Origin of the sequence: Saccharopolyspora elongata, from assembly GCF_004348985.1 — a bacterium.
In the GTDB taxonomy this organism is placed as follows: domain Bacteria; phylum Actinomycetota; class Actinomycetes; order Mycobacteriales; family Pseudonocardiaceae; genus Saccharopolyspora; species Saccharopolyspora elongata.
The window spans coordinates 19,616-33,398 of sequence record NZ_SMKW01000033.1 but is presented as its reverse complement, the minus strand read 5'-3'; the positions used below and the strand labels follow the sequence as shown (position 1 = coordinate 33,398).

Sequence of the window (13,783 nt, the reverse complement as noted above, 5' to 3'; positions counted from 1 at the left end):
AACCGGCGCAGAACGAGGCTCCGACAGTCCTTGCCGCAGCCCCGAAGGCTCACCGAGGCGGGGCGGCGAAGCCGTCCGGGACGACGCAGGGTTCGAGCTGACCCGCCGTTCCCTGATCGACGTAGACGGTCTGGCCCGGCACCGCGCTGTGCGGATCGCTCGCGCCGGGGACCGCGCCCGGCGACGTGGCGAACCCGCCGTTGGCGAGAACCGTCGGATCGCAAGCCTTCGGCGCCTCGTCCGGCGTCGACGAGGGCGGGCTCGTCGGTTCCGGCGGCGGAGCCGCGGGCTGCTCCGCCGGAGGCGGCGGGCCGGGCTGGGACGAGTCGGGCGGCGAACCCGGCTGAGTCCCGCTCGGCGGTGGGCCAGGCTGGGGCACCGTCGGCGGCGGGCCAGGCTGCGTCGACGGCGGACCCGGCTGCGTCGCGCCCGGCGGCGGACCCGGCTGAGTCCCGTCCGGCGGTGGGCCGGGCTGAGTCCCACTCGGCGGCGGACCCGGCTGCGTCGCGCCCGGCGGCGGACCCGGCTGAGTCCCGCTCGGCGGCGGACCGGGCTGGGGCGCCGTCGGCGGCGGGCTCGGCTGCGTCCCGCTCGGCGGCGGACCGGGCTGGGGCGCCGTCGGCGGCGGGCTCGGCTGCGTCCCGCTCGGCGGCGGGCCGGGCTGGGGCGCCGTCGGCGGCGGACCGGGCTGCGTCGTGCTCGGCGGCGGACCAGGCTGCGTCGCGCCCGGCGGTGCCGGGTGGGGCATGGGCAGGTGGCCCGGTTGCGTCGAGTTCGGCGGGGTCGCGACCGGCGGGTTGAGATCCGGTGCGGACGGCCGCGCGATCTCCGGCGGCGTGATGCTGATCTGCGACTCCGCGGGACGGGATTCCGGCGCGGGCGGCGGCGGGCCGGTCGGCGCGGGTGCGGCAGGCGGCGCAGACGCCGGGGCCGGTGCTTGTGCGGGCGCCGGGGCCGGCGGGGCCATCGCCAGCACCTGCGGGCCGTCCGGGAGGCGCTCGCCGTCGAGCACGTCGCCGACCTCCGGTGCCAGCTCCGACGGCGTCGGCGTCACGCCCTTCGCGTACGCCACCGCCCAGATCAGCACCGTCCGCACGTAGCTGTCGGAGTGGTTGTAGCGGAACACCGCCGCCGCGAGGCTCTGCGGTTCGCGCAGGTCACCGCCGCCACTGCAGAGGTAGCGTGCCGCCGCGAGGCTCGCGTCGTGGATGTTGTGCGGGCTGGTGACGCCGTCGTCGTTCCCGTCGACGGCGAACTTGTTCCACGTCGACGGGATGAACTGCATCGGCCCGACCGCCCGGTCCCACACCGGGTCGCCGTCGTAGCGGCCCGCGTCGGTGTCCGGGATCGCCGCGATGCCCGGCCCACCGGACAGCCGCGGGCCGAGGACCGCCCGGACCGTCGTGCCGAGCACGTCGACGCTGCCGGAACGCGCGTGGCCCGATTCGATCCGGCCGATCGACGCGAGCACGGACCAGTGCAGGCCGCAGCCGCGCTCCACCTGGCGCGCGGCCTTGACGTACGCGGCCAGCATCGACTCCGGGATGCCCAGCGGCCCGGTCGGCAGCTCCACCAGCTGTTCCGCCTCGGCGGCGAGCCGCTGCGGATCGGCCGCCCGCTCCAGCACCTCGGGGCTGAGCAGCGGGGCCTGCGGGAGGTTCCCGCTGACGCCCAGTTCGCGCGAGTCCGGATCCCCCAGGACCGGATGGCGCGGCTCGGCCAGGAACGAACTCGACGCCGCCATCAACGTGGTCGGCACCAGCAGCACGGGAGCCAGGGCCGTCAGCGCGACCCACCTCCGCGCCCTCCGCCGCGCTGCGGCGCCGAGCCGCGGCACCGACTTCCACTCGTGCTTGCCGTGGCGTTTATTGCGAGCCGTCACTAGCTCCATCCCCAGACCGAACATCACCGGAAAAACCGAGACGGGTCCCTGGATACACCACCGGTTCGAGGAACGCCGGATGGCGGGCGGGCACATCACCCGTACGACTGGCGGCGGCCCCGGCCAACCGACCCATTGCTCCGTGCGGGCGGAAATGATCACCCGAACCCGTGCTGTCCGGAGGGGGTTTGCGCCTACTCTCCGAGCATGACGCTCATCGACGAGCCGACCGCGTTCACCACCCACCGCGTGGCCAACCAGCCGCCGCCGCTGGCCGGGTTCGACCCGCTCGCCTGCGACCCGGCCCTGGGCGCAGCGCTCACCCGCTACGCCGTCGGCGATCTCACCGCGCTGGCGCTGGAGGCGGGCTCGGCCGAGGCGCGCGAGCACGGTCGGCTGGCCAACGAGCACCCGCCGGTGCTGCGCACCCACGACCGCTATGGCAACCGGGTCGACGAGGTCGACTTCCACCCGTCCTGGCACTGGCTGATGTCGCGCGCGATCGACCACGGCCTGCACGCGGCGCCGTGGTCGCTGGGGCCGGGCGCGCACCTGCGCCGCGCGGCGGGTTTCTACCTCTGGTCGCAGGTCGAGGCCGGGCACGGCTGCCCGATCTCCATGACGTACTCCGCCGTGCCCGCGCTGCGGTACGCGCCGGGGCTGGCCGGCGAGTACGAGCCGAAGCTGGCGGCTTCCGCCTACGAGTTCGGGCTGCGCCCGCCGCACGAGAAGTCGGCGCTGCTGGCGGGCATGTCGATGACGGAGAAGCAGGGCGGCTCGGACGTGCGGGCCAACACCACCACCGCCGAACCCCTCGCGGACGGCACCTACCGGCTCGTCGGGCACAAGTGGTTCACCTCGGCGCCGATGAACGACCTGTTCCTGACCCTGGCGCAGGCGCCCGGCGGGCTGAGCTGCTTCCTGGTGCCGCGGGTTCTGCCGGACGGCACCCGCAACGAGATCCGCCTGCAGCGGCTGAAGGACAAGCTGGGCAACAAGTCCAACGCATCGGCCGAGATCGAGTACGCGGGAGCGCTGGGCCACCTGATCGGAGAGGAGGGGCGCGGGGTCCGCTGCATCATCGAGATGGTGTCGATGACCAGGCTCGACTGCGTGCTCGGCTCGGCAGCGAACGTCCGGATCGCCCTGTCGGAGGCGGCCCACCACGTGCGGCACCGCAGCGCGTTCGGCCACCGGCTCGCGGACCAGCCGCTGATGCAGAACGTGGTGGCGGACCTGGCGCTGGAATCGGAAGCGGCGACGACGCTGGCGATGCGCCTGGCGGCGGCGGTCGAGCAGGGCGAGAACGACCTGCTGCGCCTGGCGCTACCGGCGGCGAAGTACTACGTCTGCAAGCGAGCCCCGGCGGTGGTGGCGGAAGCACTGGAGTGCCTGGGCGGCAACGGTTACGTCGAAGAATCGGGAATGCCGCGCCTGTACCGGGAAGCACCGCTGAGCTCGATCTGGGAAGGCTCGGGCAACGTGACCGCCCTGGACCTCCTGCGCGCCCTGGAAAAGCAACCGTCCACACTGGACGCCGTCCTCGCGGAGCTCGAAGCCGCCTCCGGCGGCCACGCCGACTACGACGCTGCGCTGCGCACGCTCCGCGGCGAGCTCGCCGCGCCGGCGCCCGAACGGGCGCGCGGCCTCGCGGAGCTCCTGTCGCTGACGCTCCAGGCGTCGCTGCTCCTGCGCTACGCGCCGTCGCACGTCGCGGAGGCGTTCGCCGCTACGCGGCTCGGCGCCGCGGGGCGCACCTTCGGTGCGACGTCGATCCCGGGCGCCCGCGCCCTCCTCGACCGGATCGCTCCGATGCGGTGACACTCCAAGTTCCATTGAAATCGAAGGTTCGATTTCAATGGAACTTGCGGATCATCGGCATGCCGCACCCCGACACGCCGACGCCTGTGGACGACTACCCGCAATTTCAATGGAAATCGAACCTCTGATTTCCATTGAAATTGCGGACCTCCGAGCCGCCGAACCTCCGGGCCGGCGCTCCAGGCCGGGTCAGCGGTTGAGCAGGTAGCGGTGTTCGGGCCAGCGCTCGGCGATCAGGTCGACCGCCTCGTCGCCGAACGGGTTCACCCCGGGGCCCTTCGCCAGGGCGTGGGCGATGTGCACGTGGAGGCACTTGACCCGGTCCGGCATGCCGCCCGCGCTGACCTCGGTGCCCAGCGATTCGAGCGCGTTGCGCTCCGCGAGGTAGGACTCGTGCGCCCGGCGGTAGCGCTCCGCCAGGTCCGGGTCGGTGGTGAGCCGGTCGGCCATCTCCCGCATCAGGCCTTCGGCCTCGAAGGTGGAGGCGTGCGCCACCAGCTGCGGCGCGGTCAAGTAGTACAGCGTCGGGAACGGGGTGCCGTCCTCCAGCCGGGGCCAGGTCTGCACCACCGTGGGATCTCCGGCCGTGTCCCGCGCCGCGATCGCGTGCAGCCCGCGCGGCGGCCGACCGAGCTGCCGCCGGATGCACTCCCGATCCGCATCGCTGATCGCCGGCACGCCCGAGTTCACCGTCAAGATCCCTTTCCCATCACCGAATTCCAGAATTCTTCGTACCACGGCACGCCGTCGTCGGAGGACGTGACCGGAGGCGGCGGTGGCGGCGCGGCCGGCACCTCCACGATGTACGGCGTCTCGCCCGGCCGGACGTAGCCCAGCCGGGCCCGCGCTTCCGCTTCCAGCTGCGCCGGGTCGGAGAGCTCCTCCTTGCGCTGCTCCAGCTCCTGGACCTGCCGGGACAGCTCGATCTGCTGCTGTTCCTGCGCCGCCAGCTCCGCGCGCTGGCTCAGGTAGGTGCGCAGCGGCACCGACACGCTCAGCGCCATCACGCAGACCAGCATCGCCAGGCCGGCGGCCCGCCTGGTCGAGGAGAGCTTGAACGCTCCCCCGGTGCTGGACTTCGGGCGGGACCGGGTCGGCGTCGGCCGCCCCGGTCTCCGGCCCGAGGTCTTGGTCCCGTCCCGGCGGGCGCGCTCACTGCGGCGCTCCGCCGGGGAGTCCCCCCGGCGGTTTCGCCGCTGTGGATCGGATGCGCGCCCGACCGGCATGGCTCAGCTCTCCGGGGTGAACCGCGGGAAGGCCAGCTCGCCCGCGTAGCGGGCCGCGTCACCGAGGGCTTCCTCGATGCGCAGCAGCTGGTTGTACTTGGCGACGCGCTCGCTGCGGGCCGGGGCACCGGTCTTGATCTGGCCGCAGCCGGTGGCCACCGCCAGGTCGGCGATGGTGGTGTCCTCGGTCTCGCCGGAGCGGTGGCTCATCATGCTCTTGTAGCCGCACGAGGTGGCCAGGCTGACCGCGTCCAGGGTCTCCGACAGCGTGCCGATCTGGTTGACCTTGACCAGCAGCGCGTTCGCCGCGCCCCGGCTGATGCCGTCCTCCAGGCGCTCCGGGTTGGTGACGAACAGGTCGTCTCCGACCAGCTGCACCTGGCCACCGACCTGCTCGGTCAGGCTCACCCAGCCGTCCCAGTCGTCCTCGGCCAGCGGGTCCTCGATGGACACCAGCGGGTAGGCGCCGAGCAGTTCCTGGTAGTACGCCGCCATCTGCTCGGCCGTGCGCTTGGAACCCTCGAAGTTGTAGGTGCCCTCGCTGAAGAACTCGGTCGCGGCGACGTCCAGGGCCAGCACGATATCGCGGCCCAGCTTGTAACCGGCCTTCTCCACCGCCGAGGCGATCAGGTCCAGCGCCTCGCGGTTGTTCGGCAGGTCCGGGGCGAAGCCGCCCTCGTCGCCTAGGCCGGTGGCCAGGCCCTTGGCCTTCAGCACCGACTTCAGCGCGTGGTAGGTCTCGGCGCCCCAGCGCAGCGCCTCGGAGAAGGTGTCCGCACCGATCGGCGCGATCATGAACTCCTGGATGTCGACGCCGGTGTCGGCGTGCGCACCACCGTTGAGGATGTTCATCATCGGCACCGGCAGCACGTGCGCGTTCGGGCCTCCGACGTAGCGGAACAGCTCCAGCCCGGAGGTCTCCGCGGCGGCCTTGGCCACCGCCAGCGAGACGCCGAGGATCGCGTTGGCGCCCAGCCGGGACTTGTCCGGCGTGCCGTCCAGGTCGACCAGCTTCTGGTCGACGACGCGCTGCTCGGTGGCGTCCAGCCCGGCCAGCTCCGGGCCGATCTCGTCCAGCACCGCCGCGACTGCGTTCTCAACGCCCTTGCCGCCGTAGCGGCCGGCGTCGCCGTCGCGCAGCTCGACGGCTTCGTGCTCGCCGGTCGAGGCACCCGAGGGGACCGCAGCGCGGGTCAGCGTGCCGTCCTCCAATGCCACTTCGACCTCGACGGTGGGATTCCCGCGGGAGTCCAGGATCTCGCGGGCGCCTACCTGCTCGATGATCGCCACGTGTGCTCCTAACCAGCCTTTGAACTATGGACGAAGCGGGCCGCCCCGGCGTTCCCGCACGCAGCGAATCGGCCGAACGCCCGACGACCGCCTACGAGCCTAACCGGGCCGGTAGAGCCGCCGCCGCAGGCTCGCTCGCCTTCGCCCCCGGCCGGACATTTCGCCCCCGGCCGGCAAGCCGGCGTTCGGCCCGCGTTCGCATCGAAGACACCGGAAGACCATCCGGACGGACGTCTCGGAACAGCCGATCGACACGTAACGTTGTCCCCGCCATGACGACCGAAGGCACCGTCGAAGCGTTCCGCCGAGCGGAGGAACTGCTCGCGCAACGCCGTCCATTGGAAGCCATCCGCGTCCTAGAACCCGTGCTCGACGTCGCCGCCGACAAGCCGAGCGTGCAGCTGCTGCTCGGGCGGGCTTACTACTTCTCGGCCCAGCTGCGCCGTGCAGAGCGGGCGTTCCTGCGCGTGCTGGAGTTCGATCCGTCGGACCACTACGCGCGCCTGGTGCTGGGCCGAACGCTGCAGCGCCTGGGCCGCCTGAACGAGGCGCGCGCCCAGATCAGGCTGGCCGCCACGATGCACCCGGTGCCCGCTTACCAGGAAGCGTTGGGCGAGATCAACGCCCACATCGCCACCCGCGACATCTGACCCCGGGGCGATTTCGCGCGAAATCGGCGTTCGCCACGCCTGGCGGCTGGCGATTTCGCGCGAAATCGCCGGCACGACCGGGCCGGTCAGCGGCGGCGGTTGCCCGCTTCGGCGTAGGACTCCGCCAGCGCGAACACCTTCTGGCCGTACTCCACCGAGTTGTTGTACGAAAAGACCCCGGCCCACCAGCCCGAGCCGGTGGTCATGTCCCGGCCGCCCGCGCACAGGTAGCGGGCCGCGGCCATCGCGGCGTCGTCGAGGCTCTGCGGATCGCCGAGGCCGTCGCCGTTGCCGTCGGTCGCCCACCTCCGCCACGTGGACGGGATGAACTGCATCGGGCCGACCGCGCGGTCGTGCACGGTGTCGCCGTCGAACGCGCCGCCGTCGGTGTCCGGGATCAGCCGGATGCCCGGCCCGCCGTCGAGCGGCACCCCGATGATCGGGTTCGACGGGCGACCGTCCTCGCGCAGCTGCCGGCCGGCGAAGCGGCCGTGGTTGGATTCGATGCGCCCGATGCCCGCGAGGGTCGCCCAGGAGATCCGGCAGCCGGGCTGGTACCGGCGCATCGCCAGGTCGGCGTTGACGTAGGAGACGATCGCGCGGGCCGGGATGTCCACCACCGCCGACACCTCGTCGGCCCACTCCCGCACCGGGTCGGCGCGCACCGGGTCGAGGTCGGGGCCGGGCTGCGGGAGGGGTTCCTCGATCGGGGGCGCGACCGAGCCGGGCGCCACCTGTGCGGGCTCGACCTCCTGCTGCTCGGGCGGCGGTGCGGCCACCGGGGCGGCCTGCGGCTCGGCGAACGCGCTGACCAGCCCGACCCCGCCGACCATCGCGGCCAGCAGCCCGACCGCGACCGCGAGCCGCCCGGAGGCGGCCGACAGCGGCGAGGTGGTCTTGATCACGCCGCCCAGGCTACTTGCTAGTAGCCCCGGACCTCCAGCGTCCGATCAGTCGTTCCACGCCCCGGACCGCGCGCCACCCCACGACGGCACCGACCAGACCCGGGTTTCCCGTTCACGGCCGCATCAGTCCGTCCGGGACTCGTCGCGCGCGCCGATTTCGCGCGAAATCGCCACCCCGCTCCGGACGGCCCGAAGTGCGTCGGGACCTCCTCGCAGACCGCACCGGAGAGGTTCCGTTCCGGAGATGCGCAGTTTCAATTGAAACTGCGGGATGCCCAGGCGGGGCGTTGCCCAGGGTCGCAGTGCTCAGCCCTCGATCGGGATGCGGCGGCTCGCCTTGCCGTAGTAGTCGGCGTAGTCCAGCACTTCCTGGCCGTAGCTGCGGCTCTCGTTGTAGGTCAGCAGCGCTTTCCAGAACCGCTCCGGATCGCGCAGGTCGCCGCCCACGCTGCACAGGTAGTTGCCGGCCGCGACGGCCGCGTCGTCGATGTCCTGCGGATCCGCGACTCCGTCGCCGTCCGCGTCGTACTGCCAGTCGCGCCAGGTGCTCGGGATGAACTGCAGCGGCCCCACCGCGCGATCCCACACCCGGTCGCCGTCGAACTCGGCGCCGTCGGTGTCCGGGATGCGCTTGACCCCGGTGCTGCCGTCCAGCGGCAGCCCGACGACCGGGATGCTCGGCCGCCCGGTCTCGTCCAGCCGCGCCCCTCCGTAGCGGCCGTGGCTGGATTCCACCGCGCCGATCCCGGCGAGCACCGACCAGCTCAGGCCGCAGTTCGGCGAGTTCTCCCCGATGAGCTGCTGCGCGTAGCCGTAGGCCTGGAGCGCGGCGCGCGGGATGTTGAGCTCGTCGGCCATCGACTCGGCCCAGCCGGCCAGCTGCCCCTGCGGCCGGGCGCTCACCGGCAGCGGCGGCCCGCCCGGTGCGAGCAGCCGCACCGACGGCGGATCGACGCCCGGGTCGGGCGGCGCGACCGCGGACGGCAGCGTGAACTCGCCGCTGCTCCGCGTCGACGACGTCGGAACCTGCGGCGCGCAAGACGCCAACAACGTGATCACGGGAGCCAGCAGCAGCCATAACCGACGCGGCAAGACCAACCTCCTCAACGCACCCAGATGCACGGGGCTCCGATCCAGCAGGCATGCCCCATCGAGAGATATCGCCGCGAGTCGCCGTTTCGTCAGCCGATGCGCCCGCGATCAGTGTGCGTCACTACTCCGAGCGCACACCCGCAGGGTCCGGCAAATCAGACATGAGCTCCCGCCAGTCGGCCACCGAGAGCGCCGCCGGCTCCCGGCCGGACTCGCGAGCCCGCCGCTCGGCCGCCCGGATGCGCTCGGCGAAGGCCAGCGCGACCGCGCGCAGCTCGTCCTCCGGATCGCGACCGGCGAGCTTCGCCTGCGCGGCGATGCCGAACAGCGCCTCGCCGGGCGCTTCGCCGCGCGGCATCGCGTCCGCCGGGATCCCGGCGCGGTCCGCGCGCTGCACCAGCTTGGCGGCCAGGGCCACCGCGGGCTGCCCCAGCGCCACACCATCCACAATGGATTCGCGCTGCTTCTCCCGCTGCTTCAGCTCTTCCCAGCGGGCGTGCTGCGACTCGGCGTCCAGCAGCTCCGGGTCGCCCGCGAAGACGTGCGGGTGCCGGGACACGAGCTTGCTGACCAGGCCCGCGGCAACGGCGTCGATGTCGAACGGATCGGCCGCATCCTCGGTCGCCACCCGCGCGTGGAACAGGACCTGCAGCAGCACGTCGCCCAGCTCCTCGCGCAGCGCCTCCCGATCGCGGAGGTCGATCGCGTCGAGCAGCTCGTAGGTCTCCTCGACGAGGTATTTGCGCAGCGTGTCGTGGTCCTGCTCGGCGTCCCACGGGCAGCCGCCTGGCGAGCGCAGCCGGTCCATCACCGTCACCGCGTCCAGCAGCTCGATCCCGGCCGGCGCCGGGGCGGCGATCACCCGCGCACCAGCGGCGCGCAAGCCGTCGGCCTCGGCGGAGTCGAGCTCGCCGGCGACCAGCACGACCGGTTCCCGGGCGGCCTGCGCCAGCAGGTCCGCGACGGGAGGCGGGGCGGGAGCGTCGAGCGCCGCGCGCGTAGCGGGCGCAAGACCAGGCTCGGCGTAGACGGCGGCCGCGCTGCGCAGCAGCGGCAACGCCGCGGCCGGTAGGACTTCGCCAAGCCGGTCGTCGACCAGGACGACCGCAGAACCTTCCGCCACTCGGACCTCCCTCATGCTGCGATTGTCCCAGCCGCAACCCGCGCCGTGGGCGCAGGTGCAGAGGCGTTGGTCACCATGCCCCGGCCTGCGGTTCCCATGGAAATCGGACCTTCGATTTCCATTGAAATTGCGGGAGTTGTCCACAGGCGTCGGCGTGTCGGGGTCCGACACGCCGACGGTCCGCAATTTCCATTGAAATTGGATCTTCGATTTCAATGGAAATTGCGGTCCGCGGACACGAGGTCGGCAGTTTCAATTGAAACCGCAGGCCCCGAGGTCAGCCGGCCGCGGGCCGGCCGGTGAGGCGGAATCCGGTGGTTTCGCCCTCGCTCGGGACCGCGGTCAGGCCCACCGGGTCCCACGTGCCGTAGCGCGGGCTGAGCCGCACCCCGACGCGGTCCGCGGTGATGCCGAGCAGGTACGCGCCGACGCCTTGCAGCGTCTCCTCGTCCGCGCCGCCCGCAGCCGGCATCGGCGGCACGTCGGTGCGGCGCTCCTTGATCCGCGCGATCAGCCACTGGCCGGAGTTCTGCTCCGGCTCGAAGGCCAGGACCGTGCCGGGCTGCGCGCCGAACAGCGGCGTCGAGGCCGCGAGCTGCGGGCTGTCGGTGGCGCGCAACTTCTGGTCGAGCGCGGCCGGGACGCCCGCCCTGGCCGCCTCGTTGACGACCGCGGCGGCCCCCGCCGGGCCCTGCGCCATGCGGCGCGCCTTCTCCTCCGCCTCGCCGCGCGTGGTCGCCTGGGTGTAGTCGAAGGTGATCTCCAGCCGGTCGAAGTACTTGCGGCCGAGTTCCGTCGTCAGCAGCTGGGTCCGGACCACGTCGCGGAGGTTCTGCGGGGTGTAGATCTTGCCCTCGGTCGCCGCCTGCGGACCGCCCATCCGGTTGATCCGGTCGGTGATCTGCTGATCGGTGACGGTCAGCCGCTCGTCGCGGGCCGCCTGGTCGACCAACTCCTGCCGGACGAGCTGCGCGGCCAGCTGCCTGCCGAGCTCGTCGAGGTTCCCCTGCTGCTGCAGCTGCGGTTTGAGGTCCGGCTCCTTCGCGAGCACCTCGCCGAACCAGGACTGGACTTCGGAGACCGGGATTCGGGTTTCGCCGACGATGGCGGCGGCACCGACCTGGCTGGGGCCGGAGCCGCAACCGGCGAGCAGCAGGCCGGCTGCGGCGATCGATGCGAGAAGGCGCCCGTGGCGCGGCATGCGGAACCTCACAGCGGGCACCCTCTCACGAAGTCACGTTCCGGTGAAGCCTCGACACAGTCCGAAGTCGACGCTCGTGACACCGGTTGGACTCAACGGCCCAACGGACCCTCGGCCATGTTGACGATCACCTTCTCGCCCTCGACCAGCACCTCGTAGTCGACGCCCTGGGAAAGCCCGATGGTCAGCTCGCCGGTGCCGTGCGAGTTGTCGTTGACGACCGCGCTCTTCGCCAGCTTCTGGCCGAGCTGCTCCGGCCCGGCGGTGCTGCGGTCCTGGTCGGCGATCTCCACGTAGATGTGCAGGAACGCCTTGCCGGTCATGCCCTCGACCGGCTCGCCGGAGCCGCCCCAGGCCGGCGACTGCGAGTTGATCTCGTGCTTCATCACCTTCAGGCCCGAAGCGTTCGGGAGCTTGCTGAAGTCGAACACCACCCGCTCCTCGCCGCCGTGCACACCGGCGCGGATCTCCGGCTTGGCGGCCGACGACGTCAGGTTGGACACGCCGCCGACCGGCGCGGAACCACCGGCCGAGGGCGCGGGGGCCGGCGTCTCGGCGCCCGCGGCGCATCCGGTCAACGCCAGCACGGACAGCGCGATCGAACCGGTCGCCAGAACCAGCTTGCTGCGCAACGACATCGTCAGAACCTCTCGCCAGGAAAGCCTTTCTCCCATAGACGCACCCCGGCGCGGGAGGTTCCGCATCGCACCGAACTGATCTTCCGGACATCTGGCGCGCGATCCACCGAACCGGGGACCAGCGACCAGAAATCCTCAGTGGACCATCCACAGGGGACGATCAGGACTCCTTCGAACCGTCTTCGGCCGGACCCACTTCCAGCTGGAAGTCCCCGCCGTGGCGCTCCGTTCCGTGGATGACCGCCTGCTCCAGCACCTGCGCGCCCTTCACGCCGCGCTGCATCATCGGGTCCTCGCGCAGGTCCTTCATCAGCGCGACGCACAGCAGCACCATCACCACCGCGAACGGCGCCGACGCCAGGAAGGTCAGGTTCTGGATGCCGCTGAGCGCGTTCTCGCCGCCGACGATGAGCATGATCGCGGCCACCGCTCCCGTCGCCGAGCCCCAGAAGACCACCATCCACCGCTTCGGCTCGATCGAACCGCGCTGCGACAGCGTGCCCATCACCACTGACGCCGCGTCGGCGCCGGAGACGAAGAAGATCGCCACCAGGATCATCACCAGCACCGTGGTGATCGCCGACAGCGGCAGCGTGTCCAGCACGGCGAACGTCTGCGCCTCCTCGCCGCCGCTGCGGTACACGTCGACACCGCTCTGCTGCACCCGGATCGCGCTGCCGCCGAAGATCGCGAACCACACCAGGCTCACCGCGCTGGGCACCAGGATCACGCCGGCCACGAACTGCCGGATGGTGCGGCCGCGGCTGATGCGGGCGATGAACATGCCCACGAACGGCGTCCACGAGATCCACCAGGCCCAGTAGAAGATCGTCCAGCTGGACAGCCAGTCGTTCATCGCCGCGCCGCCGGTGGCGCCGGACCGGGAGGCCATCTCGCCGAAGTCGCGCAGGTAGACGCCGATCGTGGTGGGCAGCAGGTCGAGGATGAACACCGTCGGGCCGACCACGAACACGAAGATCGCGAGCAGCGCGGCCAGCACCATGTTGATGTTGGACAGCCACTGGATGCCCTTGGCCACGCCCGTCACCGCCGAGACGATGAAGCAGATCGTCAGCACCACGATGATCAGCACCAGGACCGTGGTGCCAACGCCGGCGATCCAGCCGGCCGACTGCATGCCGCTCTGGATCTGCAGCGTCCCCAGCCCCAGCGACGCGGCGGAACCGAACAGCGTCGCGAACAGCGCGAGGATGTCGATCAGCTTGCCGACCCACCCCTCCGCGTTGCGCCTGCCGAGCAGCGGCGTGAACGCCGCGCTGATCAGCTGCTTGCGGCCGCGCCGGAAGCTGCCGTAGGCGATGGCCAGCCCGACGACCGCGTAGATCGACCACGGGTGCAGCGTCCAGTGGAACAGCGACGTCGCCATCGCGGTATCCACCGCCTCCTCGCTCAGCGGCGGCACCGTGCCCGGCGGCGGCTTGACGAAGTGCGCCAGCGGCTCGGCGACGCCGAAGAACATCAGGCCGATGCCCATGCCGGCGCTGAACATCATCGCGATCCACGACACGGTGTGGAATTCCGGCTGCTCGTCGTCCTGCCCGAGCGGGATCGCGCCGTAGCGGCTGATCGCCAGCCACAGCGCGAACGCCACGAACCCGGTGGCGGCGAGCACGAAGCCCCAGCCGATGTTGATGACCAGCCAGGACAGCGCGGCGGACGACATCCGCGCCAGCGATTCGGTGGAGAACACGCCCCAGCAGACGAAGACGACGGTGATCGCGGCGGTGACCCCGAAGACGACGAAATCGGTGCGGGGCGCCTGCTCGACGGCGAACGCGGCGGGGGACTGCGGAATGCCGCTGCCCGCCTTCTTCGGTTCCGAGGACTTCCTGGTCATGATGCCGCGCCTCCTCGTGACGCCCTGCGAAGCCGGATCAACCGTCACGCCAGGGCGGGATCCCGGCAACTCAGAAGCACGGCGTCCCTGCGCGCCA

12 protein-coding genes are annotated in these 13,783 nt (G+C 71.8%); 2 read left to right on the top strand and 10 right to left on the bottom strand.

Translation table 11 applies throughout. The annotated features are described in order from the left end of the window. Nucleotides 1-49: 49 nt before the first annotated feature. The gene (locus tag E1288_RS49890; protein ID WP_132488630.1) at nucleotides 50-1,891 is read right to left on the bottom strand and encodes a lytic transglycosylase domain-containing protein; all 1,842 of its coding nucleotides are present in this window, start codon (nucleotides 1,889-1,891) and stop codon (nucleotides 50-52) included. A gap of 198 nt (nucleotides 1,892-2,089) precedes the next feature. Between E1288_RS49890 and E1288_RS23795 the strand changes: the two genes are divergently transcribed. After that, nucleotides 2,090-3,703 (top strand): acyl-CoA dehydrogenase family protein, encoded by a 1,614-nt coding sequence (locus E1288_RS23795; RefSeq protein WP_132488628.1) that lies wholly within the window; start codon nucleotides 2,090-2,092, stop codon nucleotides 3,701-3,703. Nucleotides 3,704-3,892: 189 nt separating this feature from the next. Here E1288_RS23795 and E1288_RS23790 read toward each other — a convergent pair whose 3' ends face one another. The 3 genes from E1288_RS23790 to eno are packed head-to-tail and all read right to left on the bottom strand — an operon-like array spanning nucleotide 3,893 to nucleotide 6,219. Further along, complete coding sequence (locus E1288_RS23790) at nucleotides 3,893-4,393, bottom strand: DUF501 domain-containing protein (protein WP_132488626.1); 501 nt, start codon at nucleotides 4,391-4,393, stop codon at nucleotides 3,893-3,895. A 2-nt stretch (nucleotides 4,394-4,395) separates the two neighbouring features. Beyond that, nucleotides 4,396-4,929 carry an FtsB family cell division protein gene (locus tag E1288_RS23785; protein WP_132488624.1) on the bottom strand — a complete coding sequence of 178 codons (534 nt, stop codon included), beginning with the start codon at nucleotides 4,927-4,929 and terminating at the stop codon, nucleotides 4,396-4,398. 3 nt (nucleotides 4,930-4,932) lie between these two features. Then, entirely contained in the window at nucleotides 4,933-6,219 is a 1,287-nt protein-coding gene (eno, locus tag E1288_RS23780) for a phosphopyruvate hydratase (RefSeq protein ID WP_132488622.1), read from the bottom strand. A 272-nt stretch (nucleotides 6,220-6,491) separates the two neighbouring features. Between eno and E1288_RS23775 the strand changes: the two genes are divergently transcribed. Further along, nucleotides 6,492-6,869, top strand: a complete 378-nt coding sequence (locus E1288_RS23775) for a tetratricopeptide repeat protein (protein ID WP_132488620.1) — start codon at nucleotides 6,492-6,494, stop codon at nucleotides 6,867-6,869. An 86-nt stretch (nucleotides 6,870-6,955) separates the two neighbouring features. Here the strand turns inward: E1288_RS23775 and E1288_RS23770 are convergent, their stop codons facing one another. The 6 genes from E1288_RS23770 to E1288_RS23745 all read right to left on the bottom strand — a co-directional run bounded on the left by E1288_RS23770 (nucleotide 6,956) and on the right by E1288_RS23745 (nucleotide 13,686). Beyond that, on the bottom strand, nucleotides 6,956-7,774 hold the full coding sequence (locus E1288_RS23770) for a lytic transglycosylase domain-containing protein (protein WP_235883765.1): 819 nt from the start codon (nucleotides 7,772-7,774) through the stop codon (nucleotides 6,956-6,958). A 306-nt stretch (nucleotides 7,775-8,080) separates the two neighbouring features. After that, entirely contained in the window at nucleotides 8,081-8,866 is a 786-nt protein-coding gene (locus E1288_RS23765) for a lytic transglycosylase domain-containing protein (protein WP_132488618.1), read from the bottom strand. Between the two features lie 121 nt (nucleotides 8,867-8,987). Next, nucleotides 8,988-10,004, bottom strand: coding sequence for a MazG family protein (locus tag E1288_RS23760; protein WP_132488616.1), 1,017 nt, complete (start codon nucleotides 10,002-10,004; stop codon nucleotides 8,988-8,990). A gap of 262 nt (nucleotides 10,005-10,266) precedes the next feature. Next, nucleotides 10,267-11,190, bottom strand: coding sequence for a SurA N-terminal domain-containing protein (locus tag E1288_RS23755; protein ID WP_132488614.1), 924 nt, complete (start codon nucleotides 11,188-11,190; stop codon nucleotides 10,267-10,269). A 92-nt stretch (nucleotides 11,191-11,282) separates the two neighbouring features. Continuing rightward, the gene (locus E1288_RS23750) at nucleotides 11,283-11,828 is read right to left on the bottom strand and encodes an AMIN-like domain-containing (lipo)protein (protein ID WP_132488612.1); all 546 of its coding nucleotides are present in this window, start codon (nucleotides 11,826-11,828) and stop codon (nucleotides 11,283-11,285) included. Nucleotides 11,829-11,988: 160 nt separating this feature from the next. Next, nucleotides 11,989-13,686 carry a BCCT family transporter gene (locus tag E1288_RS23745; RefSeq protein WP_235883764.1) on the bottom strand — a complete coding sequence of 566 codons (1,698 nt, stop codon included), beginning with the start codon at nucleotides 13,684-13,686 and terminating at the stop codon, nucleotides 11,989-11,991. Nucleotides 13,687-13,783 lie beyond the last annotated feature (97 nt).

Excerpts from the sequence above, each read along its gene's own strand:
- E1288_RS49890 (WP_132488630.1), bottom strand. The coding sequence starts at position 1,891 with ATGGAGCTAGTGACGGCTCGCAATAAACGCCACGGCAAGCACGAGTGG.
- E1288_RS23795 (WP_132488628.1), top strand. The coding sequence starts at position 2,090 with ATGACGCTCATCGACGAGCCGACCGCGTTCACCACCCACCGCGTGGCC.
- E1288_RS23785 (WP_132488624.1), bottom strand. The coding sequence starts at position 4,929 with ATGCCGGTCGGGCGCGCATCCGATCCACAGCGGCGAAACCGCCGGGGG.
- E1288_RS23775 (WP_132488620.1), top strand. The coding sequence starts at position 6,492 with ATGACGACCGAAGGCACCGTCGAAGCGTTCCGCCGAGCGGAGGAACTG.
- E1288_RS23760 (WP_132488616.1), bottom strand. The coding sequence starts at position 10,004 with ATGAGGGAGGTCCGAGTGGCGGAAGGTTCTGCGGTCGTCCTGGTCGAC.
- E1288_RS23755 (WP_132488614.1), bottom strand. The coding sequence starts at position 11,190 with ATGCCGCGCCACGGGCGCCTTCTCGCATCGATCGCCGCAGCCGGCCTG.
- E1288_RS23750 (WP_132488612.1), bottom strand. The coding sequence starts at position 11,828 with ATGTCGTTGCGCAGCAAGCTGGTTCTGGCGACCGGTTCGATCGCGCTG.
- E1288_RS23745 (WP_235883764.1), bottom strand. The coding sequence starts at position 13,686 with ATGACCAGGAAGTCCTCGGAACCGAAGAAGGCGGGCAGCGGCATTCCG.